At 42.3% G+C, this 24,710-nt stretch carries 21 protein-coding genes; 3 read left to right on the plus strand and 18 right to left on the minus strand.

Going from position 1 to position 24,710, the window contains the following annotated elements:
* Positions 1-24: 24 nt before the first annotated feature.
* The 4 genes from NYE35_RS19925 to NYE35_RS19940 form a co-directional block, all read right to left on the minus strand.
* Entirely contained in the window at positions 25-378 is a 354-nt protein-coding gene (locus NYE35_RS19925; protein ID WP_036688737.1) for a YxeA family protein, read from the minus strand.
* Between the two features lie 5 nt (positions 379-383).
* Positions 384-2,303, minus strand: coding sequence for an ABC transporter permease (locus tag NYE35_RS19930; protein ID WP_341121939.1), 1,920 nt, complete (start codon positions 2,301-2,303; stop codon positions 384-386).
* Positions 2,290-3,057, minus strand: a complete 768-nt coding sequence (locus tag NYE35_RS19935; protein ID WP_341121940.1) for an ABC transporter ATP-binding protein — start codon at positions 3,055-3,057, stop codon at positions 2,290-2,292. Before NYE35_RS19935 ends, NYE35_RS19930 begins: the two co-directional genes overlap by 14 nt.
* 154 nt (positions 3,058-3,211) lie before the next feature.
* Positions 3,212-4,360 (minus strand): VanZ family protein, encoded by a 1,149-nt coding sequence (locus tag NYE35_RS19940; RefSeq protein ID WP_341121942.1) that lies wholly within the window; start codon positions 4,358-4,360, stop codon positions 3,212-3,214.
* A 184-nt stretch (positions 4,361-4,544) separates the two neighbouring features.
* Here NYE35_RS19940 and NYE35_RS19945 point away from each other — a divergent pair, with 184 nt between their 5' ends.
* The gene (locus NYE35_RS19945) at positions 4,545-5,591 is read left to right on the plus strand and encodes a DUF418 domain-containing protein (RefSeq protein WP_076182853.1); all 1,047 of its coding nucleotides are present in this window, start codon (positions 4,545-4,547) and stop codon (positions 5,589-5,591) included.
* A gap of 131 nt (positions 5,592-5,722) precedes the next feature.
* On the opposite strand, the gene NYE35_RS19950 is transcribed toward NYE35_RS19945, so the two are convergent.
* The 3 genes from NYE35_RS19950 to NYE35_RS19960 all read right to left on the minus strand — a co-directional run bounded on the left by NYE35_RS19950 (position 5,723) and on the right by NYE35_RS19960 (position 12,109).
* Positions 5,723-7,363 carry an alkaline phosphatase gene (locus tag NYE35_RS19950; protein ID WP_341121943.1) on the minus strand — a complete coding sequence of 547 codons (1,641 nt, stop codon included), beginning with the start codon at positions 7,361-7,363 and terminating at the stop codon, positions 5,723-5,725.
* A gap of 1,160 nt (positions 7,364-8,523) precedes the next feature.
* A complete protein-coding gene (locus NYE35_RS19955) occupies positions 8,524-11,112 on the minus strand; it encodes a metallophosphoesterase (protein WP_339210257.1) in 2,589 nt (862 codons plus the stop codon).
* A gap of 88 nt (positions 11,113-11,200) precedes the next feature.
* Positions 11,201-12,109 carry a chitosanase gene (locus tag NYE35_RS19960; protein ID WP_235219566.1) on the minus strand — a complete coding sequence of 303 codons (909 nt, stop codon included), beginning with the start codon at positions 12,107-12,109 and terminating at the stop codon, positions 11,201-11,203.
* 235 nt (positions 12,110-12,344) lie between these two features.
* Here NYE35_RS19960 and NYE35_RS19965 point away from each other — a divergent pair, with 235 nt between their 5' ends.
* Entirely contained in the window at positions 12,345-13,187 is an 843-nt protein-coding gene (locus NYE35_RS19965; RefSeq protein ID WP_076297647.1) for an AraC family transcriptional regulator, read from the plus strand.
* Between the two features lie 5 nt (positions 13,188-13,192).
* Here NYE35_RS19965 and NYE35_RS19970 read toward each other — a convergent pair whose 3' ends face one another.
* The 3 genes from NYE35_RS19970 to NYE35_RS19980 all read right to left on the minus strand — a co-directional run bounded on the left by NYE35_RS19970 (position 13,193) and on the right by NYE35_RS19980 (position 16,037).
* Positions 13,193-13,843 (minus strand): polysaccharide deacetylase family protein, encoded by a 651-nt coding sequence (locus tag NYE35_RS19970; RefSeq protein ID WP_175617280.1) that lies wholly within the window; start codon positions 13,841-13,843, stop codon positions 13,193-13,195.
* Between the two features lie 78 nt (positions 13,844-13,921).
* Positions 13,922-14,527, minus strand: coding sequence for a YkoP family protein (locus tag NYE35_RS19975; RefSeq protein WP_081386525.1), 606 nt, complete (start codon positions 14,525-14,527; stop codon positions 13,922-13,924).
* A gap of 241 nt (positions 14,528-14,768) precedes the next feature.
* Positions 14,769-16,037 carry a hypothetical protein gene (locus tag NYE35_RS19980; protein WP_038572089.1) on the minus strand — a complete coding sequence of 423 codons (1,269 nt, stop codon included), beginning with the start codon at positions 16,035-16,037 and terminating at the stop codon, positions 14,769-14,771.
* A 269-nt stretch (positions 16,038-16,306) separates the two neighbouring features.
* On the opposite strand from NYE35_RS19980, the gene NYE35_RS19985 reads away from it, so the two are divergent.
* A complete protein-coding gene (locus tag NYE35_RS19985; RefSeq protein ID WP_076223148.1) occupies positions 16,307-16,780 on the plus strand; it encodes a hypothetical protein in 474 nt (157 codons plus the stop codon).
* A 102-nt stretch (positions 16,781-16,882) separates the two neighbouring features.
* Here the strand turns inward: NYE35_RS19985 and NYE35_RS19990 are convergent, their stop codons facing one another.
* The 8 genes from NYE35_RS19990 to NYE35_RS20025 form a co-directional block, all read right to left on the minus strand.
* Positions 16,883-18,091, minus strand: coding sequence for a hypothetical protein (locus NYE35_RS19990; RefSeq protein ID WP_341121944.1), 1,209 nt, complete (start codon positions 18,089-18,091; stop codon positions 16,883-16,885).
* Positions 18,092-18,125: 34 nt separating this feature from the next.
* On the minus strand, positions 18,126-19,520 hold the full coding sequence (locus NYE35_RS19995) for a hypothetical protein (protein ID WP_341121945.1): 1,395 nt from the start codon (positions 19,518-19,520) through the stop codon (positions 18,126-18,128).
* Between the two features lie 62 nt (positions 19,521-19,582).
* Positions 19,583-20,134: a DUF4303 domain-containing protein gene (locus NYE35_RS20000; protein ID WP_038572095.1), complete on the minus strand. Its 552-nt coding sequence runs from the start codon at positions 20,132-20,134 to the stop codon at positions 19,583-19,585.
* 63 nt (positions 20,135-20,197) lie between these two features.
* Positions 20,198-20,764, minus strand: a complete 567-nt coding sequence (locus NYE35_RS20005) for a hypothetical protein (protein WP_038572097.1) — start codon at positions 20,762-20,764, stop codon at positions 20,198-20,200.
* A gap of 37 nt (positions 20,765-20,801) precedes the next feature.
* Positions 20,802-21,551: a hypothetical protein gene (locus NYE35_RS20010; protein ID WP_341121947.1), complete on the minus strand. Its 750-nt coding sequence runs from the start codon at positions 21,549-21,551 to the stop codon at positions 20,802-20,804.
* A 144-nt stretch (positions 21,552-21,695) separates the two neighbouring features.
* On the minus strand, positions 21,696-22,313 hold the full coding sequence (locus NYE35_RS20015) for a hypothetical protein (RefSeq protein ID WP_038572099.1): 618 nt from the start codon (positions 22,311-22,313) through the stop codon (positions 21,696-21,698).
* Between the two features lie 68 nt (positions 22,314-22,381).
* Positions 22,382-22,954: a hypothetical protein gene (locus NYE35_RS20020; protein ID WP_341121948.1), complete on the minus strand. Its 573-nt coding sequence runs from the start codon at positions 22,952-22,954 to the stop codon at positions 22,382-22,384.
* Positions 22,955-23,512: 558 nt separating this feature from the next.
* A complete protein-coding gene (locus NYE35_RS20025) occupies positions 23,513-24,646 on the minus strand; it encodes a hypothetical protein (RefSeq protein WP_341121950.1) in 1,134 nt (377 codons plus the stop codon).
* Between the last annotated feature and the right edge of the window lie 64 nt (positions 24,647-24,710).

The following is a 24,710-nucleotide window of genomic DNA, read 5'->3' on the forward strand; positions in this document are numbered from 1 at the left end:
TGGAGACAGCCCTTCTTCAATTTATTAGTTTTTTATTGCTTTTAGCGGAATATCCTCTACTTTCACTTCATCATATGAGGAGACTTGATCACCTTTTTTTACATACATTTTTAAGTAGGCGCCTTTACGAAGATTTTTTTGTGCATTAAATTCCAGTGGAATTGTATTACCTTTAGCATTTGTAGCTTCTAGTGTATACGAATAGGAAGTCATCACTGTACCATCACTCAGTTTATATTCATGGGGTTCCCCATCCTCTGTAATTTGTAAATAGTAATTTTCGGCATTCATGCGATTGAAATCAATCTTTGCTAGAGCAAAGACACCTACAACCCCAATAACAAACAAAATACCCATAGTAATTAGAAATTTTTTCATCTCAATCATCCTTCTGTTCTATTATTTAGTGTGATAATACGATTGTATGAAGCTACGGTTAAGAAATAATACAACCCGTAAATTACGGTATAAGCAATCATCCAGAGCAACACTGGCTTTGCTAAATCTATCATCAGTAGACTAGAGAATGCTTTTAAAGCCACTACACTATGCAATAACCCTACTATAAGCGGTACAACAAAGATAACGAATACCTGTGACGCAATGGATTTCTGCATTTCTTTTGCACTGACACCCATTTTATGCAGCATATTGTACTGTGCTTTATCCTCTTCTGCCTCTGTTAAAACTTTAAAGTAAATGATACTGCCTGTTGCAGCCAGAAATACGAGCCCAAGGAAACTGCCTATAAAAAGTAGAGAACCCACACTTTCCAAGCTTGTTTGGTAATCTTGAGGCCTACTAGAAAATGGCGCTTCTTCAGGCAATTGGTTTGCAATTTTTGCAGATAAATCCACAGAGGCATCCTCTACCCCAAGAACACGATAGCGTAGCACTTCTCCATCATTCCGTAATACTTTATACTGTTCATCCGAGACTACAACTGTTATGCCTGCTGTGCCTGCATTCAATACGGTTTGAGTTTTAAAGCTTTGGAATGTGAGTGAATGGCCGTTGCCTGTTGTTATAGTTTTTCCTGTATACATAGGTGAGAACCTTTTGTCATATCCGATATCTAAAATAACCGTGTAGCCATCCTTTACATTTAATTTTTCTTTATGCTGTACATTTGCTAAGTTGTTGTATGTTTTTTCATCGATAACTGTATACCCTCTTTTATCAGAGCTATCGAACGAGGATGGCGAGTTTAATTCTTTCGTATGAAACGTAATGGATAGCGCTTCGATATTTTCATCGTATTTTGTAGCTGGCAGTACAGCACTTACTTGTTTATCCATTTCTGCATCTGTTGATTGATACATAAAGGTATTCGGATTAATCGTTTTTGCCGAGTCATTCGTATTGTAATACAGGCTATAGACCGCTCCACCGGCAGTTACTGTTGTAGCACTCAACACAGCAATCACAGTTAATGTACGTGCATTCCCACGGATACGATAGAGCAGTTGCGATATGGTTATTACATGAAGTCCTTTCCACAGCCACTTTTCATTTTTCTTAATCATTGCTAACACAAAGCCAGTCACACTGTGGAACAATAAAAATGTACCCACAATTACCGTTGTTAAAATAATTAATACGGTCATGAGAAATCCGATTTTTGCCCATACCTTAGAAGTGAACAGGTCCTGCATTGCAAGCCAATAGCCCAAGACAATAAGTAACACTCCAAGAACAGCTACTATCATAGATGGTTTAGGCGCCACTTCTCCCTTTTTGGAAGCATGAAATAAATCAATCAGCTTAAATTGATAGATCAAACGATAACCTTGAAACGATGTCACTAAGAATATAACTAGAAATACGATAGCCGTGTTCATCGCTGCCGCCAATGAAAATGTAAAGGGTGCTACAACGTCATAACCCATTAAATGAATCAAAATCGTCATAAATCCTTTTGAACAAAGGAAGCCAAATACAATCCCTACTATTAAAGAGAATAATCCTAATAATAAATTTTCAAAAAAGAGCATAAAACCGATTTGACGATTACGTACCCCCAGCAACGCATACAGTGCGACTTCTTTTTTACGTTTTTTCATAAAAAATGAATTGGAATAAGCTATAAATATAAACACGAAAAAGATAAGAATGACTGCCGCGCCACTCATTAGGGAACCCAGTTTTTGGGATGAAGCCGTCTGTTCTGCTATCGTATCACTATATTTTAAGGTCACAAATGTAAAGTAAATGATGATACTAAACACCATCGATGCAATGTATAAAAAATATTGCGAAAAGTTTCTGGCTATATTTTTTCTTGCTAGACTAAATAACGTCATCTACCTCACCCCCAATGGCCGCATGAACACCTAAGATCTCTTGGAAGAAGGCTTTGCGTGTCTGATCACGACGATAGATTTCTGTTGAAAATGAACCATCCTTGATGAAAATAATCCGGCGGCAGAAGCTTGCGGCAAAGGCATCATGGGTTACCATCATAATGGTCGAATTGTTATTTTCATTTAAAGTACTTAAGCTTTCCAATAAATCTGTTGCTGATTTAGAGTCAAGTGCACCTGTTGGTTCATCAGCCAAAATCAGTGCTGGCTCTGTCACGAGCGCTCTAGCCGCAGCGGTTCTTTGCTTTTGACCCCCAGAGATTTGGTAAGGATATTTCCCCAGTAAATCTTCAATCCCAAATACTTTAGAGATCTGAGTCACGAGGTGATTAATTTTCTTCGCTGGAATTTTAGCAATCGCCAGGGGAAGCAATATGTTCTCCTTTACCGTCAAGGAATCGAGTAAATTGTAATCTTGAAAGATGAACCCGAGATGTTCACGCCGGAAGTCTGACAAAGCTGCTTCCTTCAGATCATGAATACTCTTGTTCTTCATATATATCTTTCCTTCTGTTGGAGAATCTATGGTTGCTAACAAATTTAGCAAGGTTGATTTTCCCGCTCCGGAAGGTCCCATAATCCCTACAAACTCACCTTCATGAATGTCAAAAGACACGTTTTCCAACGCTGTGTAAGCAGCACTTAACTTCCCGTACACTTTTTTTACGTTTTCTACTTTTAATAATGGTTCCATTCATTTCACCTCATAATTTGCTGATACTTATACTATAGGCACCGAACCTTACAGCAAATTCATGCCAACCTTACAACAAGCTTAAATCTACAAAAAAAGGGATACCCTGTAGCCATTTAAGACTACGGAGTATCCCTTTGCTATTGAATAGCATTCATTTTTTTCTGGTTGTATATAAATCAGAAGCTTCATCAAAGTAAAAGCGGCGTTTTTGTTTGCCAAACACGACTAAGACAATATGGATGAACAACACGATCGTTAAAATAATGGAGGTCAATCCAGCACCTAGCGTTAAGAATATAGATGCCTTATAAAATGGAGAATCCATTGATAGTTCCACATTATTCAAAATATTCGCAATGACTGTTATGAAGTACATCGCGTAAATGGCACCAAAGCGTTTAAATAATCGCTTGTTAGTTTCCACTCGACTTATTTTACTGTCATAGCGATAACGCATTATTTTCGTACCGATTGTCGATCCATTCCAAATCATCGGAATAATAAAAAAGGTTACAGAAAGTGTAATTGTGCTCGCAATAAATTCACTAACCATATTAACGTTGGTCATACTCAACACAACTTTAACTACTAGGTTGCTGATAAATAGATCAATAATAACAGCCAGTAACACAGACATCCCTCTTACTTCATCAAGAGCTAATAATCTTTCTGCTTTCTCCTTAATTTTCTTTTTTGATGGGAATAACGCCAACACGGCTGGAGCAATAAAGAACCCCAGTACTCCGCCAGAAGTATTTAACAATAAATCATCCACATCAAAAATACGATAAGGGCAATTATAAATCCCGTAAATACCGGTTACCTGTGTTATCTCATAAAATAAAGTTAATAGGAACGTGAAGCCTAGAGCTTTCTTCCAATATTTTTTATCATGAAAAAAGTAACGCAGATAAACACCAAAAGGTAATAATAGCAAGAAATTAAAAAAAGCTTGATAGAATGAGGGTTGGCTAAATAACAGTCTATAAGTAGCTGGCTGTGATAACACGATGCCACTATTGCCAAAGGTGCCCACTATAAATTGAAATGGCATAAGTGAATAATGTTGTGTGCCCGGTTTTTGAAGAGAACAAGTATTACGTATTTCCGGCAACGGCAACAATACTAAAAATAACGCTGCTAGAAAGTAAAAGATAAACGAAAACGAAATTAACGTGGTAGAAAAGGGAAGGTAATTATATTTTCTATAGGTATAAATGAGCCATGGGATAAATAAGGCAAATGCTAAAACCACAAAAAAGATCGCTGCCACAAAGATCGGTTGAGTATATGCTGACATTTCTAGTTCACACCCCAAAATGATTTAGTATTCATATTAACCATAAAACTGATTCTAATTCAACTGGAGTTGGAACATTTTATCAAATTTAAGGATCCTGTAATGTTGGCATCAATTTAATGTAAGGTTCGCAACTTATACTAACTCCTAGGCAAATAAAAATATTTTCAAAGGAGCACTATTAATGAATCCCTCCATTTCGCAAAAAGAAAGAATCATTTCACTCGACATCATTCGCGGACTTGCTCTTTTCGGCATTCTGCTTATAAATGTTGGAGCCTTTAAAGTTATTATGGAAGGAGATCCCTTACCAGACTATAGTGGCATTAATGGAATCATCCATAGCTTGATAATCATCTTCGTACAAAAAAAGTTCTTTTCTATTTTTTCCTTTCTATTTGGTGTAGGTCTATACATTTTCGCCTCAAGAGCCGAAAGCCGGGGAGATAAACCCAGATGGCGTATGGCTAGACGTTTACTAATCCTTTTGCTGCTGGGAATCATTCATGTATTTATCTTTTGGGGAACCATTCTGCCCGCATATGCCATTATCGGATTGTTTCTGATCCCTTTTTATCACACAACGGTTTCTACACTTAAAAAGTGGCTTATGGGTATGACATCCATTTACATCATTTCCTTAGTGGTAAAAATATTCCTGCCTTCTCAAGGGGCAATCTCATCTATTCTTGATATTTTTTCTAATGACGCTATACAAATCTTTATTATGTTTTTAGCTGGTTTTTTAACCGCAAAGTCAGGTTGGCTGACACACATACAAGAATTAACAAGACCCATTAGATGGATTCAAATGGTATCATTTCTGTTGTTCATTGGTTTTTCACTATGGATTTGGAACGCTTCTCAAAATGGGAACAGCAATGTAGATTCAGTTACGGGCTTAGGATCTCTCCCAACCACTTTGTTCTACTTAACAACATTATTTCTACTATTAGAAAATAAACAAATGGTGAAATTCCTGAAACCCATATCACGGGTGGGTCAAATGGCGTTTACAAATTATGTAGCACAAAGCATTATAGGGACGGCAATCATTTCAATGATAGGTCTCGAAGTCGTTTCACCAAAAGATATTCTCTACATCGCAGTTCTGATTTATATGATTCAAATCATTTTTAGCACCATTTGGTTCAAGTTTTTTTCCATGGGCCCTTTAGAAAAGGTTTGGCGCTTGATGACCTATGGAACAAAGCCTGCAATCAAACGATAAAAGCTTCGCTTTCCTCGCCTCAATTCAAGTCGGAATTTCTTATCTAAACCCAAAAACCCCTTTTAAAAAGGGGTTCTCAAGTTTAAGCGCTTTAACTGTTAGGCGACAGATCACAACATGAACTTTAAGAATTAGAGAATTAAGTCCAAAGCATCCTGCGAAATCCACACTTTATCTTTAATCATTACTGTCAGCACATTTAGTTTCGTTGTTTTGCCATCCTGAATGGCGATATTTTTATCTATAGGCAGCTTGAGAACTTGGCCTGCTTTTTTCACTACAACCACCGGATTAGTCTTATCGGTCTTATCTAGGGTAATCGTAGCTCCTTTGGCCTTGAATTTATCACTGGATACGTACAGTGTATCCTGAAGCTGCGCCAGATTGAGTCCGGTTACTTCTTGAATATACTTATTCACATCCGTATTCTGGATTACACCGCTGTTCATGAAATCGGTCGGTTTAAAATTAGCCGGATGGTAGGCGAACAATCCAACTTCTTCCGATGTGTGATCATCCGTAGAGAAGGTTACACCTATTTTATCCCCCAAAATTTTACCGATGACTGGCGAAAGGTTATCCTGCATTCCCAATCTGACTTGATCCGCTTCTTCTTTGGTTAGATCACTAAGTCCATAATTATCCGCAAGGACCTTTTTGAAATTGCTCTCATTAATACTGCCTTCAATGTAATAACTGGTGTGCTTCGCTTTCTTCAGCACGGAGATTAGATCTTTGGTAGAATCATAGTTCGTCATATTGAGCCCGCCGGTAGCATGATCCGAAACCGATAAGACTGCTGTATTCCCGTCCTTTTCTGCAAAATCAACAGCGGCTTTGAAGGCTTTATCAAACGCTAAGGTCTCACTCATAATCCCCACTGGATCGTTATCATGACCATACCAGTCAATCTGGCTTGCTTCGACCATCAGAATAAAACCATTCTCGTTCTGTGACAACTTCTCTATCGCTACATTGGTCATTTCGGCAAGGCTCGGTTGCTTTTGCGGGTTCAGGTCAAAATCAGCATCCAGTGCTTCGGGGTTGAATAGTCCCCAGATTTTATTCGTTTTAGAATTCATTAAACCTGCTTTATCCGTTACGTATTCATACCCATTTGATTTCAGGATTTTGGTTAAATCTTCTCCGTCCTTGCGGTTAATGTCTTCTTTGCCGGGTACCAAATACCCGGAACCGCCCCCAAGTAGAACATCTACACCACTATAGACCATCTGTTCTGCAATAGACTGCGCATTGTCACGCGTGTATGCATGACTTAAAAATGTAGCCGGTGTCGCATCCGTTAATTCACAAGTGAATACCGTCCCTGTACTTTTCCCTGCCATTCTCGCTGCATCCATAAGGGTAGGCAAAGGTTTGTTCATGTCCTCTGGTTTAACTGCGCTTACGAAAGGCATCGTTATTCGGTCTGGAAGTATGGATACCGTCTCACTCTTAACCTTATGGCCTGTGGCATAAGCCGTAGCTCCCGCAGCGGAATCTGTGGTCAGTGAATCCGTAGAATAGGTTCTCACCAGCCCGCTGAAATACTTATCCATCGCAAGCGCCTGCCCTCCCTGATACCATCTGGCCAAGTTCACATCGGATAAGCTCATCCCATCCGTAATAAACAGGATTACGTTTTTGACCGATTTGTTGGTAGGAGCATCAGAGTTATTGGCGCCATCGGCGTAGGTCGTTCCGTTGCCTGCTGCAAGCAGACTGCAAATCATAACTGTACTGCAAATTCTCCCGATAACCTTTTTGCGCATTTGAATCCTCCTCTAGCAGATTTTGTTAAGTACGTTACTAGTTTAAAGGAGGATTGTTTGCGGGAGCAGCACCTATTCTCTTATTTTATATTAAATTCTATGCATATTTTGTCTTGACCTGTGCTACTGATATTTGTAAAAAAGGGGCGCCCTAGGGGCCCCCTTTGCATTATTATTGTCTTATTACGAGGACATCTCGAGGCGCTCTACCCGTGCTTTGAATTTGGGAAATTTCGGAGCTTGTAAGGATACGTCCTACCAATATCAACGAAGATGTGACATTGTTAAAGTTAAAATTATTCAAGTTCGCTACGTTTTGGCTGCCACGGAATACACGGAACGATCCCTGAAAGTTAATTCGCGAAAATAGTACAAGCGTTACTTGAGAGCTTTCCACAACATTTCTGAGACGGAAACTCGAGAGAACGTTGTTAAACCGAAACGCTCCAAGATCACGAACCGCAACTCCTCCACGTCTGAATCGAATCCGACGATTGGTAAAATTAGTACCCGACCAAAGAGTAAGACGTATATCACTGTTAGCCAACTAAATCAACTCCTTTTCTGAGATTGATATAGTTTATTACTAACTTCAAAGGACGGTACAAGACAAATACAGTTGTACAAATGTTTGTTTTTCAGATTTCCCTATGGTGGTATTATCCAAATAACCGTATCGAGCCTCGGATATGTTAGCAATTGAAGTGATTTTTACAGTTATATTATTCTAACTATTAGACACTTTCTTATACGTTAGGTGCGAATATGAAAAGAATAATTCAAGCATTCGGGTATTTAGGTAGTACAATTTTGGCTGCAGCTTTACTGTCATGGATCTGCGTATTTTTGATTCACGGCTTACCTGTTGTCTATGAATGGATGGCACTTAAATTTATCATCCCCATTCTAGGTTTCGTAGGACCCAACCCAAACCCTCTTGACTATCCTGGCAGAAGGACTGCCGTTATATTTTGAAGGTACCAATGCAGAGGTTATGCCGTTAAAAGGAACAAAAGTCACGCCAATGCGCAATGAATCATGATCTGGTAAAAAGTGAGGCTATCTTTCTGAGGAGTTACCGTAGGAGGAATGGACAGCTTCAACAACTAAAAAAAGGCGTTAACGGATGCCTAAGCTCCGTCAACGCCTCCTCTATCCTTTCATTGTATTCCTGCCTCTGCTGGAAGCGAGTTATTTCTTGTCCCCACTGCTTTAATAACGAAATTGTAGGCTTTAGCAGAATCTATGCCGTTTAATGTATAGCTGTAACTCGTCTGACCGCTTACCGTCGGTACATACACGCTCCAGTTTGTGCTGACTTTATCATTTTTCTCGTAAATCCGGTAACCTCGCACCGGCTCAGAACTATTTGCTGGCGCTTTCCAAGAAAGAACTGCACGGTTCCCTGACTGTCTTACTGCGCTTGGATTTTGGACAATGCCGGGTTTGACATCAGTCCGTTTAATACTGTAAGCATCATAGACGGCAAGGGGTTTATCTTTAACTGCTGTGTAGGATGTGAATTTCAGCACGTCGCTTGTAATGGAAACATCCACGAACATTTTCTTGTTGGGCTGATCGTTTTTTGCTGCAAAAAAAGTGTCTGCATCTGGATTAATAGCATAGAATTTCGAAGCTGCCGAGTTGCCCATTAGATATACGGTCCCTTTGGGATTCAGCACATTTCCTTGCTCATCGGTAATGACATTCTTAATCGGAACGTTGTTCAGCATTTGAAAAGACCTCATATACATATGATCATGACCTTCAAAAACCATGTCCACACCCAGCTCATCAAATACAGGAATCAGATATTTCCGGTAAAATTCTACCCGGTCGCTTTCTGCCGAAGCATTGTCCCCTGAAGAATACGCTCCCTTATGCATCGAGACGAATTTCCACTTTTTATCGGTCTTTGCCACCTGATTCCGCATCCATTCCAATTGTTTGGTGAACTGAATATCCGCTTTGTATGGCTTGACCTCCCCTTCGTACTGGGAATTGATCTGCATAAACAGGGCATCGCCGTATTCGAAAGCATATACCGAACCGTCATGAGCACCCGTCCCGACATCTTTCGGAAGATTAAAATGGTTATAGAAGTTGTTATTCGGATAATCTTCTATCTCATGGTTGCCGATAATCGGTGCAAATGGCACATTGGCAAATTCCTTTTTCGGCACACCCAAGAACCACTGCCACAGCTGCTCCAGATCACCGTCATCCGTTAGATCCCCTGTAAGAAGAACAAACTTGGGATCTACCGTTTTCTCAATAGCTCTCTTAAAAGTATCCTGCCACAGATCAAAATTCGATTTACTTGAGCCTTGGGTGTCGGTTACATAGAGGAAATGGAAATCCTGATTATCCGCCTTGTCCGTGGTAAAAGAACCCGCCTCGCTCCAGCCGTCCGCATCACCGTTACCGGCCCGGTAGATATATTGGGTTCCAGGCTTAAGACCGCTTGCAATAACCTTGTGGCTGGCGAACTTTTTATACTTTTTAGAACTTCTGTCTCCTGATATCATTAAGGTTTCAATAACTGTTGAGCTGCCCTCATAAGAAGCTGCCAGTTGTTCCGGAAACTCGCTTCCTCCCGCATTGGAGGCCTCCACTACTTGCACTACTGTACCTCTGACGGTTTCGGCTGTATACCAGTCAAAGGCGATACTTGTCTTTGGGTCCCCGTTAAAAGTCATGTTCAGCAGCGTTGGTGTTTTGATGCCGGTATCCGGAGACTTTGTCTTAAAGCTCCAGGTAATATCGTTCTCAGGTGTCCGGCCATCCGCAGTCCCCTTAACAAGCTCTTTAGGGACGGTCACGTTGTAAGTTTTGCCGGCAGTAAAATTAGGGTGGCTGACTCTGACTGTGTCTTGACCGAGGAGCGAAGCAGAAATGTTATTAAGAGGGAGATTGTTTTCCGTGATTACAACTTGATAACCACTGTCGAGACTGATCGCTTTGTTAAACTTCACTGTGATCTCTGCGTTAAGGGAAACATCTGCAGCCCCTGAAGCGGGAGTTTTGCTTACCTCAAGTGTGGGAGTGTCCCCAGGTTCGCCGCTGCTGCGTGTTCCTTTAATTATCACATCTTTGATTCTGCTTGAGCCTGAGCTGGACACCGTTCCCCCGCTTACACTTTTCGCAGAGTTTACCACCCAGCGGATATAGAGTACATCTTGATTGTTTGTTCCCGCAGGCAAAGCGAGGTTAGTTAATTTGCAGGAATTATTGGAACAATTAAAATTGTTCTGGGCTAAAACAAGGTTGCCGCCCGTAACATCTGTCCATTCCTGTTGATCTATACTGTATTGCACCTTAAAATCCCTGGGTCCTGTACTTGAAGAAGTTTGCTGTGAAGAGAGGAAGATACCTTCGAAACCTTTGGTAGAAAGCGTGGCAAGCCAGTATTTCAGGCCCGTTCCTTCATGCCACCCCTGGTTGCGTACGCTGTTCTCACCTGACTCATAGGTGTACGCATTCGTATTAGTTCCTACATCACGAATGGATGAAGCCGTCTGATATACCCCGCCTGTAGCCGGAAATACACCGTTCTCGCCTTTGTCTTTAAAAATCCACTGGGCAATCGTTTCCTGAACTGCAGTTGCTTCGCTTGCAAGATCTTCCTCATTTCCCTCTCTTCCTGCTGAGACAAACCCGGTCAACTCCATGGCAAGCAGCAAACCTATAACCATTAGACTGATTACCTTGTAAAATCTATTTTTGAGATAAGATTGGTTGTTATCCATTCAGCCCATCTCCCTCTTCCTTAATCTCACTTATCATCGAACCGCAGTCACCGAGAAGAACGGTGGTTCTACTGCCCTTACATTCCTGTTATTGGAGTTCCCAGTCGGTGACTTGAAGAATTGCCGAATCTGCACCTTTCAGGTCTGTCTCTCCCATGTTCAGCAAATTACTCCACTGCTTCACACGGTTCTTGCCGTTAGGCGGAGAGTTGTACTCATTAGTATCCACAATCTTGGTCCGTTCTTTATAAAATTTGGTCATGAAAGTCTTCTCATCCGTGCTACTTCCGGATTTACCCAAAAGCCCTTGGAGTGTCTCGGAGCCGCCGGTAGCTCCATGGTTCAGCGCTGCATCCACGAAGGAACCAATAGTTAATGCCGAGTTAAAGCCGCGTTTGCGGGCCTGCTCCACACTGTATTTAATATAGATATTGTAGAACGTTTTCCACATAGCCTCTCTCCACTCGGGATCATCTTGCAAATTGCCGATTTTTCTACAGAAGCTCTCTTCGCTTTCATTGATCTCGAGGATCTTCCCTTTCATCGAACCCTTAACACCGATCCGGGCCAATGCACCTTTAACAGAAGGATTACTCGCGCCTTTAGCAGCGTCATATGCCTTGAACAGATCCGGACCGTCAGGACCGGTATCATTTGAGCCGCCTGTAGTTGCACCAAATATTCCAATCGTATACCCGCGGTCATCATCAATATCTTCACAATATCCGTAAAAATCGATCCAGTTCAGATCGTCCTGCTCCGGTTTGTTGACAAGCATCATAATATTGTTCCACTGCTCACCATCCAGTCCTGTGTTGTCACGCAAGAATTGAAGTGTTGCCGGTGAAAAATTAGAATCAGGGTTCCCTGCCGCATAACTTTTCTGTTGAGATGTTTTGGACAGACAGCCATAAGAAAAAATCATTGAAAAACTGAGCACGATCAACAATGAAAATTTCATCTTCTTGGAAACCTTACTCTTCGTTGAATTTAGCACCGCAATCTCTCCTTTAATTGAATAGTTTAAGCGCTTTAACTTTTAGCAGCAGTGAACCTTATCCCCAACCCATCTGAGCATGACAGCCCTCCTTTTACCAACACTTGGTAATTCAGTTCAAGCTTATCTCAAAAAGTTTGTCCAAACAGCACGTATTTTCTTGTATTTATTAATTTTTATACATATGTTGCTACAAACCATAGATTAAGTCTACAATCCTCTTAGGAGGTGCTGAATGAAGCCGGTATTTTATGAGTCTACTCTTTTTGACATCAGCCGCAAGAAACAGGTATACACCAGCATGCCTGCAAGACACTATCATGATGCATATGAGATTCTGTATTTAATATCCGGGGATTTTTATTATTTTATAGGGGACAGAACCTATCAGGTTGCGGGCGGAACGCTGCTATTTATGGATATTCACGAAATGCACAAACTGGTCAATTCAGGCTGCAATATGTATGAGCGGGTAACACTCCTGTTTAAAAAAGAATTCCTGCAGCATTTCTGCACCGGCAGTCAATGTGAGGAACTGCTCGAATTGTTCAAAAGTGATTACCGCGCTTTGAAGATGACCGGGATGGATCAATATTTCATCGAACAGCTTTTTCAGAAAATGATCCAGGAGGGGAAGAAGCAAGCCCGCGGATATGAACAGTACCAACAAATATTATTGGTGGAGCTGCTCCTCTATCTTAATCGTAAACTATTTGACAGCCGCGTAGCTTCATTTGTAGAATCCAATCGTACACATAAGAAAGTCCTGGACATCGTTAATTATGTAAATCAACATTATATGGAACCGCTTAAGCTCTGTGAGATTTCACGGCAATTCGACATAAGCTCCTCCTACCTTTGCCGAACTTTTAAAGAATCCACCGGGTTCAGCTTCATTGAATATATCAATAATATCCGCATCAAAAAAGCGCGTGATTTGCTGGTTGGCTCTTCGTTTAATGTTACTGAAATTGCGGGAATGGTTGGGTTTGATAACACCTCCCATTTTGGACGAACCTTCAAATTAATAATGGGCATCTCGCCGCTCTGCTTCCGCAAACAATTTAAGTCTAAATAGCAACGTCAAGACATTTCATCAAGCCGGACAAATTGCAGGTTTCTTGCCTGTAGTTGGTTCAGCACTTCTTCTAAAGCTTGCAGCATAAAATAAGGAGCATGCCGGTCCGCGCCCGCAGTCTCTCCGCTATCGTGAAGTAAAACAACGGAGCCATCGGTGATTCCACCTAATAGAATGGCCTGCATCCGGGTTTGACAGGCCCGGATGTTCCAGTCACTCGCCTTCAGCGACCATAGAACAATTCGATACTGCTTGTGCCGAAAAAAATCAAATAGATTGATTAATCCCCAGGGTGGACGGTAATGATTGGGTCTGATTCCGACAATAGACTCTATAATATCAGCGGAGCGTTCCAGGTGTTCTCGCCTAATAGTACTGGGCAGCATCAGCCAATTAGAGGTATGGCAGTAATTATGGATGCCAATCTGATGGCCTTCCCGATCCATTCTTCTGATCAGATCTGGATACTGCTCCGCTCGCGCTCCAAGCACGAAAAAAGTAGCCTTCACTTGATGTAACTTCAATAAATCCAGCAATTCCGGCGTATATTTCGGATGTGGCCCATCATCAAAAGTGAATGCCACCTGTTTTTCTACCGTTCCTTTGCGAAAGACACCAAAGCCGCTCACTCGCGTAATCAAACTTGGAATAAACATGTAAAGAGTAGTCGCACATAGTATTCCTCCTATCAGATATGTAAGTATGATTACACCTCCTTATAACAAGCCTAAGTCCTATCCAGAGTAGTTCTGTCCGGGTGAGAATCGATTTTTCAGTGAGGCGCGTGAATGGATCAGTAACATCGGGACCAGTTGCTCTGTTCGCCGATTGATTCTTTGTCTCCCTTCAGGATGCATGGCAGACAGCAGCAATCGAAGATAGATGGTGGTGATGCGTTCGAAAACGCCGGACTTTATATTTTGTTGTTCAAAGCCAAGACCGTGTGTTAATCCCCGATGGAGCAGTGTAATCCCCAATAAAGCCTTGACCTGCCTGAACTCGGACTGCGATTCGAAGGCTTCGTTGATTTGCTGCATTGATTTGCGCAGCATGCGAGCCGTTTGCAGTGCGGCACGATCCGATCCTTCGGACCGGATCAACTTCAGGATTCTTTCATTGTCGAGGTGGAGTTCTCCCACCCACTCTCCCTGATTGATGACCGTGGCGTCTTGGCATACAATAGGCTGTCCCCGATGCTTTTTTAGCATCACGGTACATATTCCAAAGCGTGACTTATGCGATCCGCGAAAATGTGAAAGCAACGCAAAAGCTTTTTCCCACATCATCCAGACGGACTGCACCGTGTTTTTACGTATTTTGAAACCCAACTCATTCACCATCCTTAAAACGGTTATTGTCTCTCATTTCATACATTGTACCTAACGGAACTTTCTTTTTTTCTAACGTCTACTTATATTTGACGCTATACACCAGAATTTCTCTGCGAGTAAATCAAATTTTTATACAATTATTTTCATTAAGTCTAAATTTTTGGCATCCAACTACATAAAGAAAAACCCATGTCTCTTGGACATGAGTTTCGGAAGTTATCTTTTTGACTAAATCAATCTGGTTTCACTATCAATCCAAACTACCCAACTCCACCACATCTCCGCTAGTAGCCTTCACTGCAAAATCACAATCCAGCTTCCCGCACAGCACATACTTCTTCTGCCCAGGATTATACACATAGACGGGTGTTAATTCGAACCATCCCCTGAGCTTGTCATAAGCTTCGTCATGGCTCACAGCAATTTCCCCTTCGCTCTGGAACTCATCAAACGTATCGAGCATTAACTTGTTATCCATATAATCTATAACCTTATAATTTTTCGTATCGATAAACAGGAGGATCTTACGCTGAAAAATACGATTACTTGGCGCATTCCTCCTCAATGTCGCTTGAATATGTCCTCTTTCCCGATGTAAAGTCTTCAGTATCCATTGTCCGGATTCATCCGGATAGAGCTGGCTTAAACCAGCTTCGACTGCGGCTATACATTGGGCTTGTTCTACGTCTGTGATTGAAAATGAATCTGGATGCGGCTCACGTGCTACTGCCTGTTCGATTGTAACTACTTCTTGCAGACGGATCTCCGTCCTTGCGAACTGTTCCGTGTCCACTTGCTCCCAATGTATTACTTGATCAATATTCAGTCGTGCTCTCGTACCTGATATCATCTCAAATGGAATTGTGGTTGTTCCATCATTTGTAATGTAGATTTCTTCTATCCCATAGATCGGCAGGAGATGCTTCATCTCGTACACTGGATATTCGATAAGCTGTAGTTGTTTTTTCGCCAGTGGCTCTACCGCTTGAAGCGTGAGAGAATAATGCTCTTTGTGCACAAGGGAGCTAGAAGGAAACTGGCCATATACACTATAAAAAATAATCCTACCTTCCGCATCGAAGCGTAACTCCATTCGCCCGCCGGGGGAGATGGGGATACCGTCTATACATTCGGCAAAATGATATTCTCCTCTTTCTTCCTTCAATAGGTAGAATTGTTTACCATATTCAAGCCCTACTTCAGCTTCCATCCACTGAATAACGCCGTTTATTTCAATGTTTTGGAATGGTGTTCGATTTGCATAAGATTTCCCTCCAACAAAAATAACACTTTTATAGTTGCGGGATAGTAAGTCAAGCGTAATGACTGCAGTTCCTTCCGGATTATAATCCTCCTTCCATTCCTTAATGTGAGAAGGAAACCATTCCATACTAAGCAAATAGTCGGTTTCTCCCAGCATCGTAACTTCGCGATAAATTTCATTTGTATGTAAGTAATAGTTGTCCAATCCATAGGTTTGCTGTGTAGCATTAACTAGTTCTTTGATTCGGAAATCCATATCAGTGCACCCCACAAAATTGATGCCTATATCATATCATTACTAAGCAATGATTATGAAGCGCAACGAATCATATCTGCTACATATTCTAAGAGCTTATGTAATGGGTTTTTCTGGTGTTCAGAAAATGATCAGCAGCTTGGGGTTTAATAATGCAGAGTGTATCAATCTATTGTACCAAGTCAGGGAAATTCACCCTACTGACTCATAATCTTGCCAGAATACTAAACATGTATAGTGAACACATATTTTAATGGAGGTATATCATCATGATTGACATCATCGACGGAAATGCGGCATTAATACATTTTTTTCCACTTCCGGCGCATCTTTATTCTAAGAATATTGCTTGTATTGTTGCTGTGGCTCATGCAGAAGAACGGGGTCCAAATTTAACAGGCCTCATAAACGCTTTATACTCAAAGGGATATACAGACCTTGATCATCTATTAAATTCCACATGGAAAAAACTATACCAAGTTCCGAGGTTGGGCCAGCAAAGACTGGTGCTTCTACTTAGTTTACTAGAACGAATTTCTGCAGATCCCAAGACCATAGAAAACTATACAACTGTCCCTCCTGTTACCATCCACAGTAAAAAGGAAATGAAAGAATTAACTTTAAAGAGGATCATTAAGAAGTATAACGAAACATCTGTAGAGGTATTAACTGAAGACAGCGAAAAAGAAGCTCGTTTAAAGAAAATTAAAGATAGACTCCGAGAAATGGGGATGATCGTATAACAAAACCCCGCCAGTATAGTAAAGTGCACCCCTTAGAATAGACATTGGATAAACCCCTGGGTCAATCCGATTTCTATTCTAGGGGTGTGACATTCAATTCATTTAGTAATCGCGCGCTGCATCGAACCAGTGTTGAGCCATCTCCTCTGTGATAGGCTGGCCAATCAAGTGGTCAGACTGGCTAAGTTGCCATACCGCTTCACCAAGATCTTCTCGTTCGGTGGTTTCGATGCCCTTAAGATTGTTGAAGCGCACGGTGAAAGCGGTAATGGCGGCCTCTGCTTCAGCAAAGCTATGGGCCTCGGACAAGGTTACCTGTGCAACGTTGTAAGCTTCATTAGCCAGCTTGGCTAGACGTTTAGTCCAGGAGGAGAATGGGCGGCCAAACTCGGTCGTCCACCACTCTGGCTTTCGTAATTGGCTCACTGAAGCATGGTCGGTCCAAGGACGGGTTTCAGCGCGAGTTTTCATTTGCTTTTTTAGATGCTTGCCAGCGCTCTCTTCCACATTGTAGGCGATAAATCTGTCAAGCAACGGCCACGCGTTCAAGGTCGGCAAATCCTCCAGATCAGGCATGAAGCGCAGCTCCAGATTCGTTAACTCGGTATGATGAGCCAATAGATTCAAATCGCAGAAGTTTCCCCACAAACTCAGTGATTTAAGGTTTGGGTACCGGTTTAGACACTCTAGCGAGATGGGCTGTCCCAGCGGTGCGTTATGTAGCGTCAAGCTCGTTACCTGGTGCAGCTCCCCCATATCGGGCAGCAAAAAAGGGGAATCATTCTTACGTCGGCCGGTGCGAGGTGCTAGTGTAAGAGAAGATGGCATATCACCTGTGGCCGAGAAGCGTGATAGATCGCCGGACACACTCAGGCGGAAAGGCTGCTTCGGAAGTATTAGGCTAAGGGACCTCCCGGATGGTTCCAACTTGACATGCAAGCCATGCAAATTGGACTGACTGGCGTCCGCCACCGTGTCTGCAGACAGGATCGGAGTCCATGTCATCTCTTCAATGGGACGTTTCTGTGCCCAGTCAAAGAAGCCTGAATCACTGCCTGTATAATGCAGAAATCGCGGCCAGGGAGAGCCAGCCGGTGTGGCAAAGACATCGAATACGGTCCAATCGATAGGCGTATCAGACGCGACATGAAGGTCAACCTTTTTCCCCAATTGCGACGGACCCATGGATAGACTGCCCACACCGGGCTTAAGGACAAGAGTATGACTACGTGGACCTGTCAGGTTGATAGGATAACTACCAACTTCTCTAACAGAACCAGCTGAAGGACCAGCTTGGCTATCATTTGGCATTTCTATCATCCTTTTCTCTAATGCATATCAAGATCTAACTATTCACACCTGACTCTATCTTCTCAGTAATAAATTGTTTGAATCTTGTAAAATACCGCTCTGATGCTTCCCAGCGCCTAAGATCCAAATAGGGCATGTCCTGCTTGCCATATTGATCGGGCGGCTGATAATGCCGGGAAACATAAGTTCCATTGTCCACTGTATAAAAATAATACGCTTCATCTGGAGTCCTGATTTCAATCCGACCATGTAGGAGGTCTCCGTCCTCGTCCGTATGTGTTTGACGGAAGCTGTAACATTTGGAGCCGTCCCAGAACCCGCCATTTTCCTCCACTTCCGAATATAATTCCTGAATTACAGTGTGTTGCAAAATGTCTTGCACATACTGTACCTCAATGTTTCGTAAATAAAGCTCAGCCATATTAACGCAGGTCAGCAACATCGTCCAGCAATCGCTAATCTCTGCTAATTGTTCCTGAGACTCTTCTGTAATGTCCTCCCACTCAGACCCTTCTTCTATGGTTCTCTTCAATAAACCGACAGAATAATCTTGCTCCAGCCAAATATAATAGTGATGCCGGTTATCATTCATATAAACGCTAAGATCCCGCTCATCCCCATCAGCATCAATATGCTCCAGTTGAACTTTAAAAAAAACGTCTTGCTCGCGAAAATTAAAAGAAGGCTTGTCACTTGGCATTAAAATACACTGCGTCAACTTCAATATATTTTCTTCATTGATCGTGTTATGGGTGAAATATAAATGAACAGCTTGCTTGCTAGTGGGGGATTCATTTATTTTTTTTAGAGCAGAACGGCCTTCTTTAATTACGTTCACCAGTGTGCCAAAGGAAAAGTCCTCCTCATCCTCTTCCATATCCAAAAAAACTTCATCGATCAACACTTCATGAATGTCCACAGGAAGCTCCTGAAATACGCCGTCCCCCTCCCACACATTTACTAAGCAGGTGATCGATTTATGTCCGTCCACTTTGAAACTGTACTCGTCATCCTGAACTAAAACCGCAGCGCTGAGATCACCTTTAACAATCGTTTCCCCATGATTGTAGGAGCCGCATAATATTTCCTCAATAATCAGGTTGCCCGAAACATAAATCTCCTGACCGCCTACAGCTATATTTTTCGCACTCATATTACCGGTCACCAAAAGCCCTATGGCACCATCAGTTTCTTTATTATAAAGATTGTCTACAGTAAGATTCCCTTCTATAAAAATGATGATTACCTCTTTTTGTTGCGGGAAAGGTTGCTCCCAATCTAGATTAAGAGAAGGCAGCGTCAAATCCCCTTCATAGTAAGCGGCAAGTTGCTCGTCACTAAAATCTTGGTAAAACTTCGCCCACCAAGATCCTTCGGGAAATTTATCTGCTAGCTGGCTAATAGGAATGAATCGGAAAAGATTGCTCATACATTATTTTTCCCTTCATTTTAAATCCGAATATAGTAGACGGTTTCCGAAAGCGGATGCTTCTACTCCGCCGCTTCCGCCAACCATACTTGCATAGCCGAAGATTCTGCCCGATTCAAACGGAGGGCGATCTCAGTATTGATCTCATCCGGCGGCATGACTTCGACAAGGACGCATACTGACTCTCGCAGTTGATTCAAGGCAAACACACCTTCATCATCGAGCATTTTCATCGCCAGCTCCATGGCCTTCAGCCTCAAATCAAACTCACGATTTCCTTCGTCATTCTCAAGATCCGCAATGAAAGGACGCTCGGTAAATCGTTGTTTAACGTTATCGAAGTTCTCATCGCCGAAACAACAATAGGGCGAATCCGCATAAGACCATTTGATAAGTTCCGCAATCGTCGATGCCGGTGTGTCACTTTCCACTCCTTGCCTGGCTGCTTCCATCTCCAAAGCTTCCCACGACCAGGCGGAGATACTTGGCGCATGTCCCTCGCCAGTAGTGTATAGAGTACAGTAATAGTAACGTTCGCCATTTTCAAAAAGAGTGCGAAAAGACGTTCTAGCAGCATCGGCGATCTCTATCGCCAGCGTCTCTATTTCTTGCATCGGCTTCCTCCTTTCCGTTAGTGGATCCCCTCAGGCAGGATGTCTTCTATTAGCTCCAGCCTTCTACAAATGATATGGCGGCGCTTTTTCTACTACAAGGTTATCAGGATGAATATCAGTTGGCTCATAGTCATTCATACGGAGAAGGATATACTCAATCTCTTCTAATGGCATCTGCAATTTCTGGCTGACTTCATAAAGATCCATGTCTTGCGAAAGTAATTTCCGTGCTTGATTTAACTTTCCATTTAGCCAATTATTTTCGAGCATCCATTTTTTCACTAGGTCCAGTAGTTGATTTTGGGTTTTCTTATCTGCATGCTTATTATGTTTAGCAACTGACTCTGACAAATAGTTAAAAAGGTGAATACCTAATCCCTCACGTTGCTCATGCTTGGACATCCGTTGGTATTGCTCATAACTTATGCTGATATCTAATTCGAGGGTATGATCCCTGCTATCAAACCGTCTGGATGTTTTTCGACCATAACCTTCAGGTAAAACACGCAAAACAAAAAAGATATCATAGGGAAACTCCCATGTATTTGCTAATTCCTCTAAGGGCAGCAGTTCATCTCTCAATTGACCCACACACGTTCCATGTGTATCCAAAGTAAAAACTAGTTTCATGCCTACCTCCCTCTCCCATACGTAAGGAGCACCCAGATCAGCTGTTATTTTCTGAAATCGCTTCGCAGCCTTTCGACAAGAGCCACTGCTCCATATCGGCAAACGCCTGCCCCGTATCCTGTTCATAGAAGACGGCCACCTCTTGCTGGTAGGCATAATTCAATCGTACATAGCCTCCCAGCTGCCGGTAGAACAGGAAACAAGCATAGGCATTCTCATTAAACAAATCCGGCGGAAATTCATGTTGGCACAATCCAGCCAGTTCGGGTAGCGTAAGCTGGTCCTGCCCTTGTGGCAAACGCAAAAAGCGATGGCTACGAGTGCCCGTCCACGGTTCATAATAGACGCTCTCCCCTTGAATGATTCCATACACCTGACGATATATTTCGTCCAGCACCAAAGCGTACATCCCCTCGTCTTCCTGCTCCGGTGCTTGCAGGAAAATCGCCTTCACGTGCTCCGCATGCCGAGGTAGCCAGAGCAGCCCAGCTGTCTGTTGATACACTGCCAGAAAATCACCGTCAACCGTTGTACCTATAACGATACACTCCCCGATCTGTTGCTCAGTAATGGGGCTGTTTTCGTCATGCTCCCATAATCCGTACTCTGCAAAAGGTTTGAGCACCTCCGCATCCGGAAGCTGAACATTCAACCACCCTCTGTAAGTTCCTTCGCCGAATCGCCGCAAAAACCGGAGGTAGCCCGGTGGATAAACAGCGGCATCTTCCTTCGCAAGTGCTTGGTTTTGGTCATCAGACAGCGGTTTTGGCCGAGATACGATGTACATAAATACTCCTCCTGCTGCCCCCAACATGCAACTCTTCCAAATAAGAGAATTCTTTAAAATATTGCAGGTTGAGGAGCTTTTTTATCCAAGATAATACTGAAATTTTAGAGAGTGCAACATATCAATCCCCAATTTTTCCCTGAACTATTTTCCACCCATCACAAGCCCATATTTATTGAAAATCCACGATTTGCTCAAATCTTGCATCGCACCATGGCTTATACGCACAGAAGGCTTTTGCTCCTTCATAGCATCTGCATCATGCGCCGAGAAGCGAAGCGGCCTTGTCATTTTTTTAATAGCACCCGTTATTTCATCGAAAAACGTATATGTTAATGGCTTATGGTCCCGAATATCCTCATAGATATAATACTTCCCTTTTTCATCTTCCAAATCTATTTGAAAGCCTTTAGGAAATGATAGCAAGATACACGGCAGTTCATCCTCTGCCCATTGTCCGTAATATGGAAAATAGACACCTTCATTTCTCGCGAAAAATCCAGAGCTTTCATTATCAGACGCAACAGAAATAGAATAAACAAAGAAAGGGAGACCCTCATTCCTTTTTTCTTCTGCCGTAAAATAATGATAAAAGGTCTTATACGCCTCATACACCTGATTCAGATCATGCTCTGTCTGGGCATAATTGGTTAGATGAAATTGCGCTTGCTTATGTTCAAAAAGCTTCAAAACGCTTTCAAACTCTTCCGGCCTTATGAAGAATCTAAGCTTATAAAATCCGCTGTTCTTTAATCTATCCATTTCTTTTCGCTCACCGCCATGTACTAAAATGTCATCTCAGCTGTCCTTAGCCATTTGCTCGTGTATTTTCAAAATTCATATTTCACAAATCGTTTTCTGAGAGTTTCTTCGTACGGGATCCACTCCCAATCACTCCATAAAGACATACTTACGAGTTCTGACAGCTTATCTACGGCTTGTCCCGGACTCGTTATGTCAATGAAGTCGTCAAAATCCTTATTACGGATATCCAACGCTTTTCGCAGGTAGTCATCATTGAGACGCTCTTCCCGGAGTTGTTCATATTCATCCCTCGTCCACTGTTCACAAAAGATCTTTTCGGCTTGAATGTCTCCATTCTCGAACAACGACAACTCGAATATTTCCTCATTCATATATCCGGCGGTCATCACTGGCTCCCCGATAAGCTGGGACAACGTTTTGCCGGCCTCCTTCACCGTACCCCATACAAAGTAATCGTGGAGCACGCTGATCCAGTTCTCGTTGCTTTTGCTTACGTACATGACAACTTTGCTCTCTGGAGCCTCATGATTGGACTTGCCTAATACTTTGGCATGCCCTTCGCTTAGCTCTCTTAATGCTTCGACAGTCTTCTCAAGGTTGTTCGACTTGATATGCAAATTTGCGAATGATCTTCCCACGAGATGGCCTCCTCTAATCGCTTTTTTTACTCAGCCGGATTCTATTTATATCCTATTGATCGGTTCTATGAATGTCTCATATTTCCATTATAGTGATCGCTTGTCCTGAGTCTACCTACTTTTCACCTGAATTTTGGAAATAACCTTTGCATAGAAAGAGATATAACCTTGACCGTTCAGCACAATCTCTAGCTCCTTCCCTCCTTCTCGCTTCGCTCACTCATTAAAAAAGGAGGGTATCCCTACGTCAATTTATGACGTTTGGGACACCCTCTGTCGAACTATTCCACATCCTTATTACAGCACTCTCCAACTTTCCGCTCAAAAATTCCCTGTCGTCCCTAATGGTACGGATCAGCGCGCTGGCTGTAACGGCAAGTTGATATGAAAAAAAATCGCGATTGAGTGTCCTTTTCAACAATCTACTCCAGCTCCTTCGACCTGACACCTTTGAGTTGGCTTCATTTGTATTAATTTCATTCGCTTCATGAATGAACTGGCCATAGTTGAACGACAACATGCTGCGTTTGTGATAATCACCTTCACATTATTAATCGATCATTCTGCTGTGAATTGTTGAGTTGAATACATACCTTCATCCCAAATCTTGCCGTTAGACAGATAGTATTCTCTTTCCACTGAATCGTCTGTCTTGGTATAGCTGATCACAAAGACCTGGCCTGTTTCTATCAGCATCGGGTAGTTATCGTAAGGAAGATAATTCTCTACCAGTTGTAGGTCTTTGACATCTTCATAGGCGCCCTCCAATCGCCAAAATTCTCGATAGGCGTAATCCTTGAACCCGTTCAAATCCTGCTTTCCAAAATACGATGCCACATACTCCTTGCCCTGTAAGGTGATGTAATCTACTCTGGACGGGTCAATATCTTTAGCAATCCAGCTTAAGTTCTCAGAATAAATGTTGTCGCCATAATGTTTCTGTAATTGATTGGCCATACAAGGGATGGATTGGGTACTATAGTCCATTTCATCAAGCCCGGTATGTGCTGAACCGTAAATACCCATGACGCTCTCACTACTCAGCCTTTCAAATTCGCGGATAAAATTTTCGGTCATCTTGTTTTCCCGATATACGTTGTCATCTTTACTGCGATAAAAACGGCCTTGCTGGATCGCTTCTATTGTTAAAGTATACTCTTCCGTCTCTGTTAGATCGTTTGCCGCAAGATAAGATAAGAAGCGGTTCCCGGTAGTTTCATCTTGATGCCCGATGTCTGTGCCGTGGAAAATCGTCTCAGGACACTCGCCTTTTATTTTTTTGTAGAACGCCTTGGTATATGGATTGTGACTAGCTGTTCCCTCCCAATCATCATAAATCTCCTCCAGAATATCGTCATTGTCCGACTGCATCCATAGATTCAAATATTCGGCGGTAAAATAAGGCATCTCGACGAACAGATGTCTCATGCCCTCGTTATGGTAGAATTCAGACCATAATTCATATTCCTTGTCAATAATCTTGGCTACGCCATGTACTTCACCGTACAGATAAATGCTACCGGATGCTTGAGTTACCAGAGGTGCCTCTTTGGTCGGCTGCGCAGACTTGCTTGCTATCTTGTCAGTGGAGGAATTGCTGCAGGCTGCAAGTGCAATGATCAGGGCAAGCAGCAAAGGATGTACAAACATTATTTTCGCTTTGATTAAGCAGGTGAACTTGTTGTCATTCATAAGCAAGGATCAACCTTTCATGTTCATTTATTTTTCCAGAATTAGGTATTCTCTAGCTGATGAA

The sequence above is a fragment of the Paenibacillus sp. FSL L8-0494 genome (assembly GCF_038003695.1).
In the GTDB taxonomy this organism is placed as follows: domain Bacteria; phylum Bacillota; class Bacilli; order Paenibacillales; family Paenibacillaceae; genus Paenibacillus_AQ; species Paenibacillus_AQ odorifer.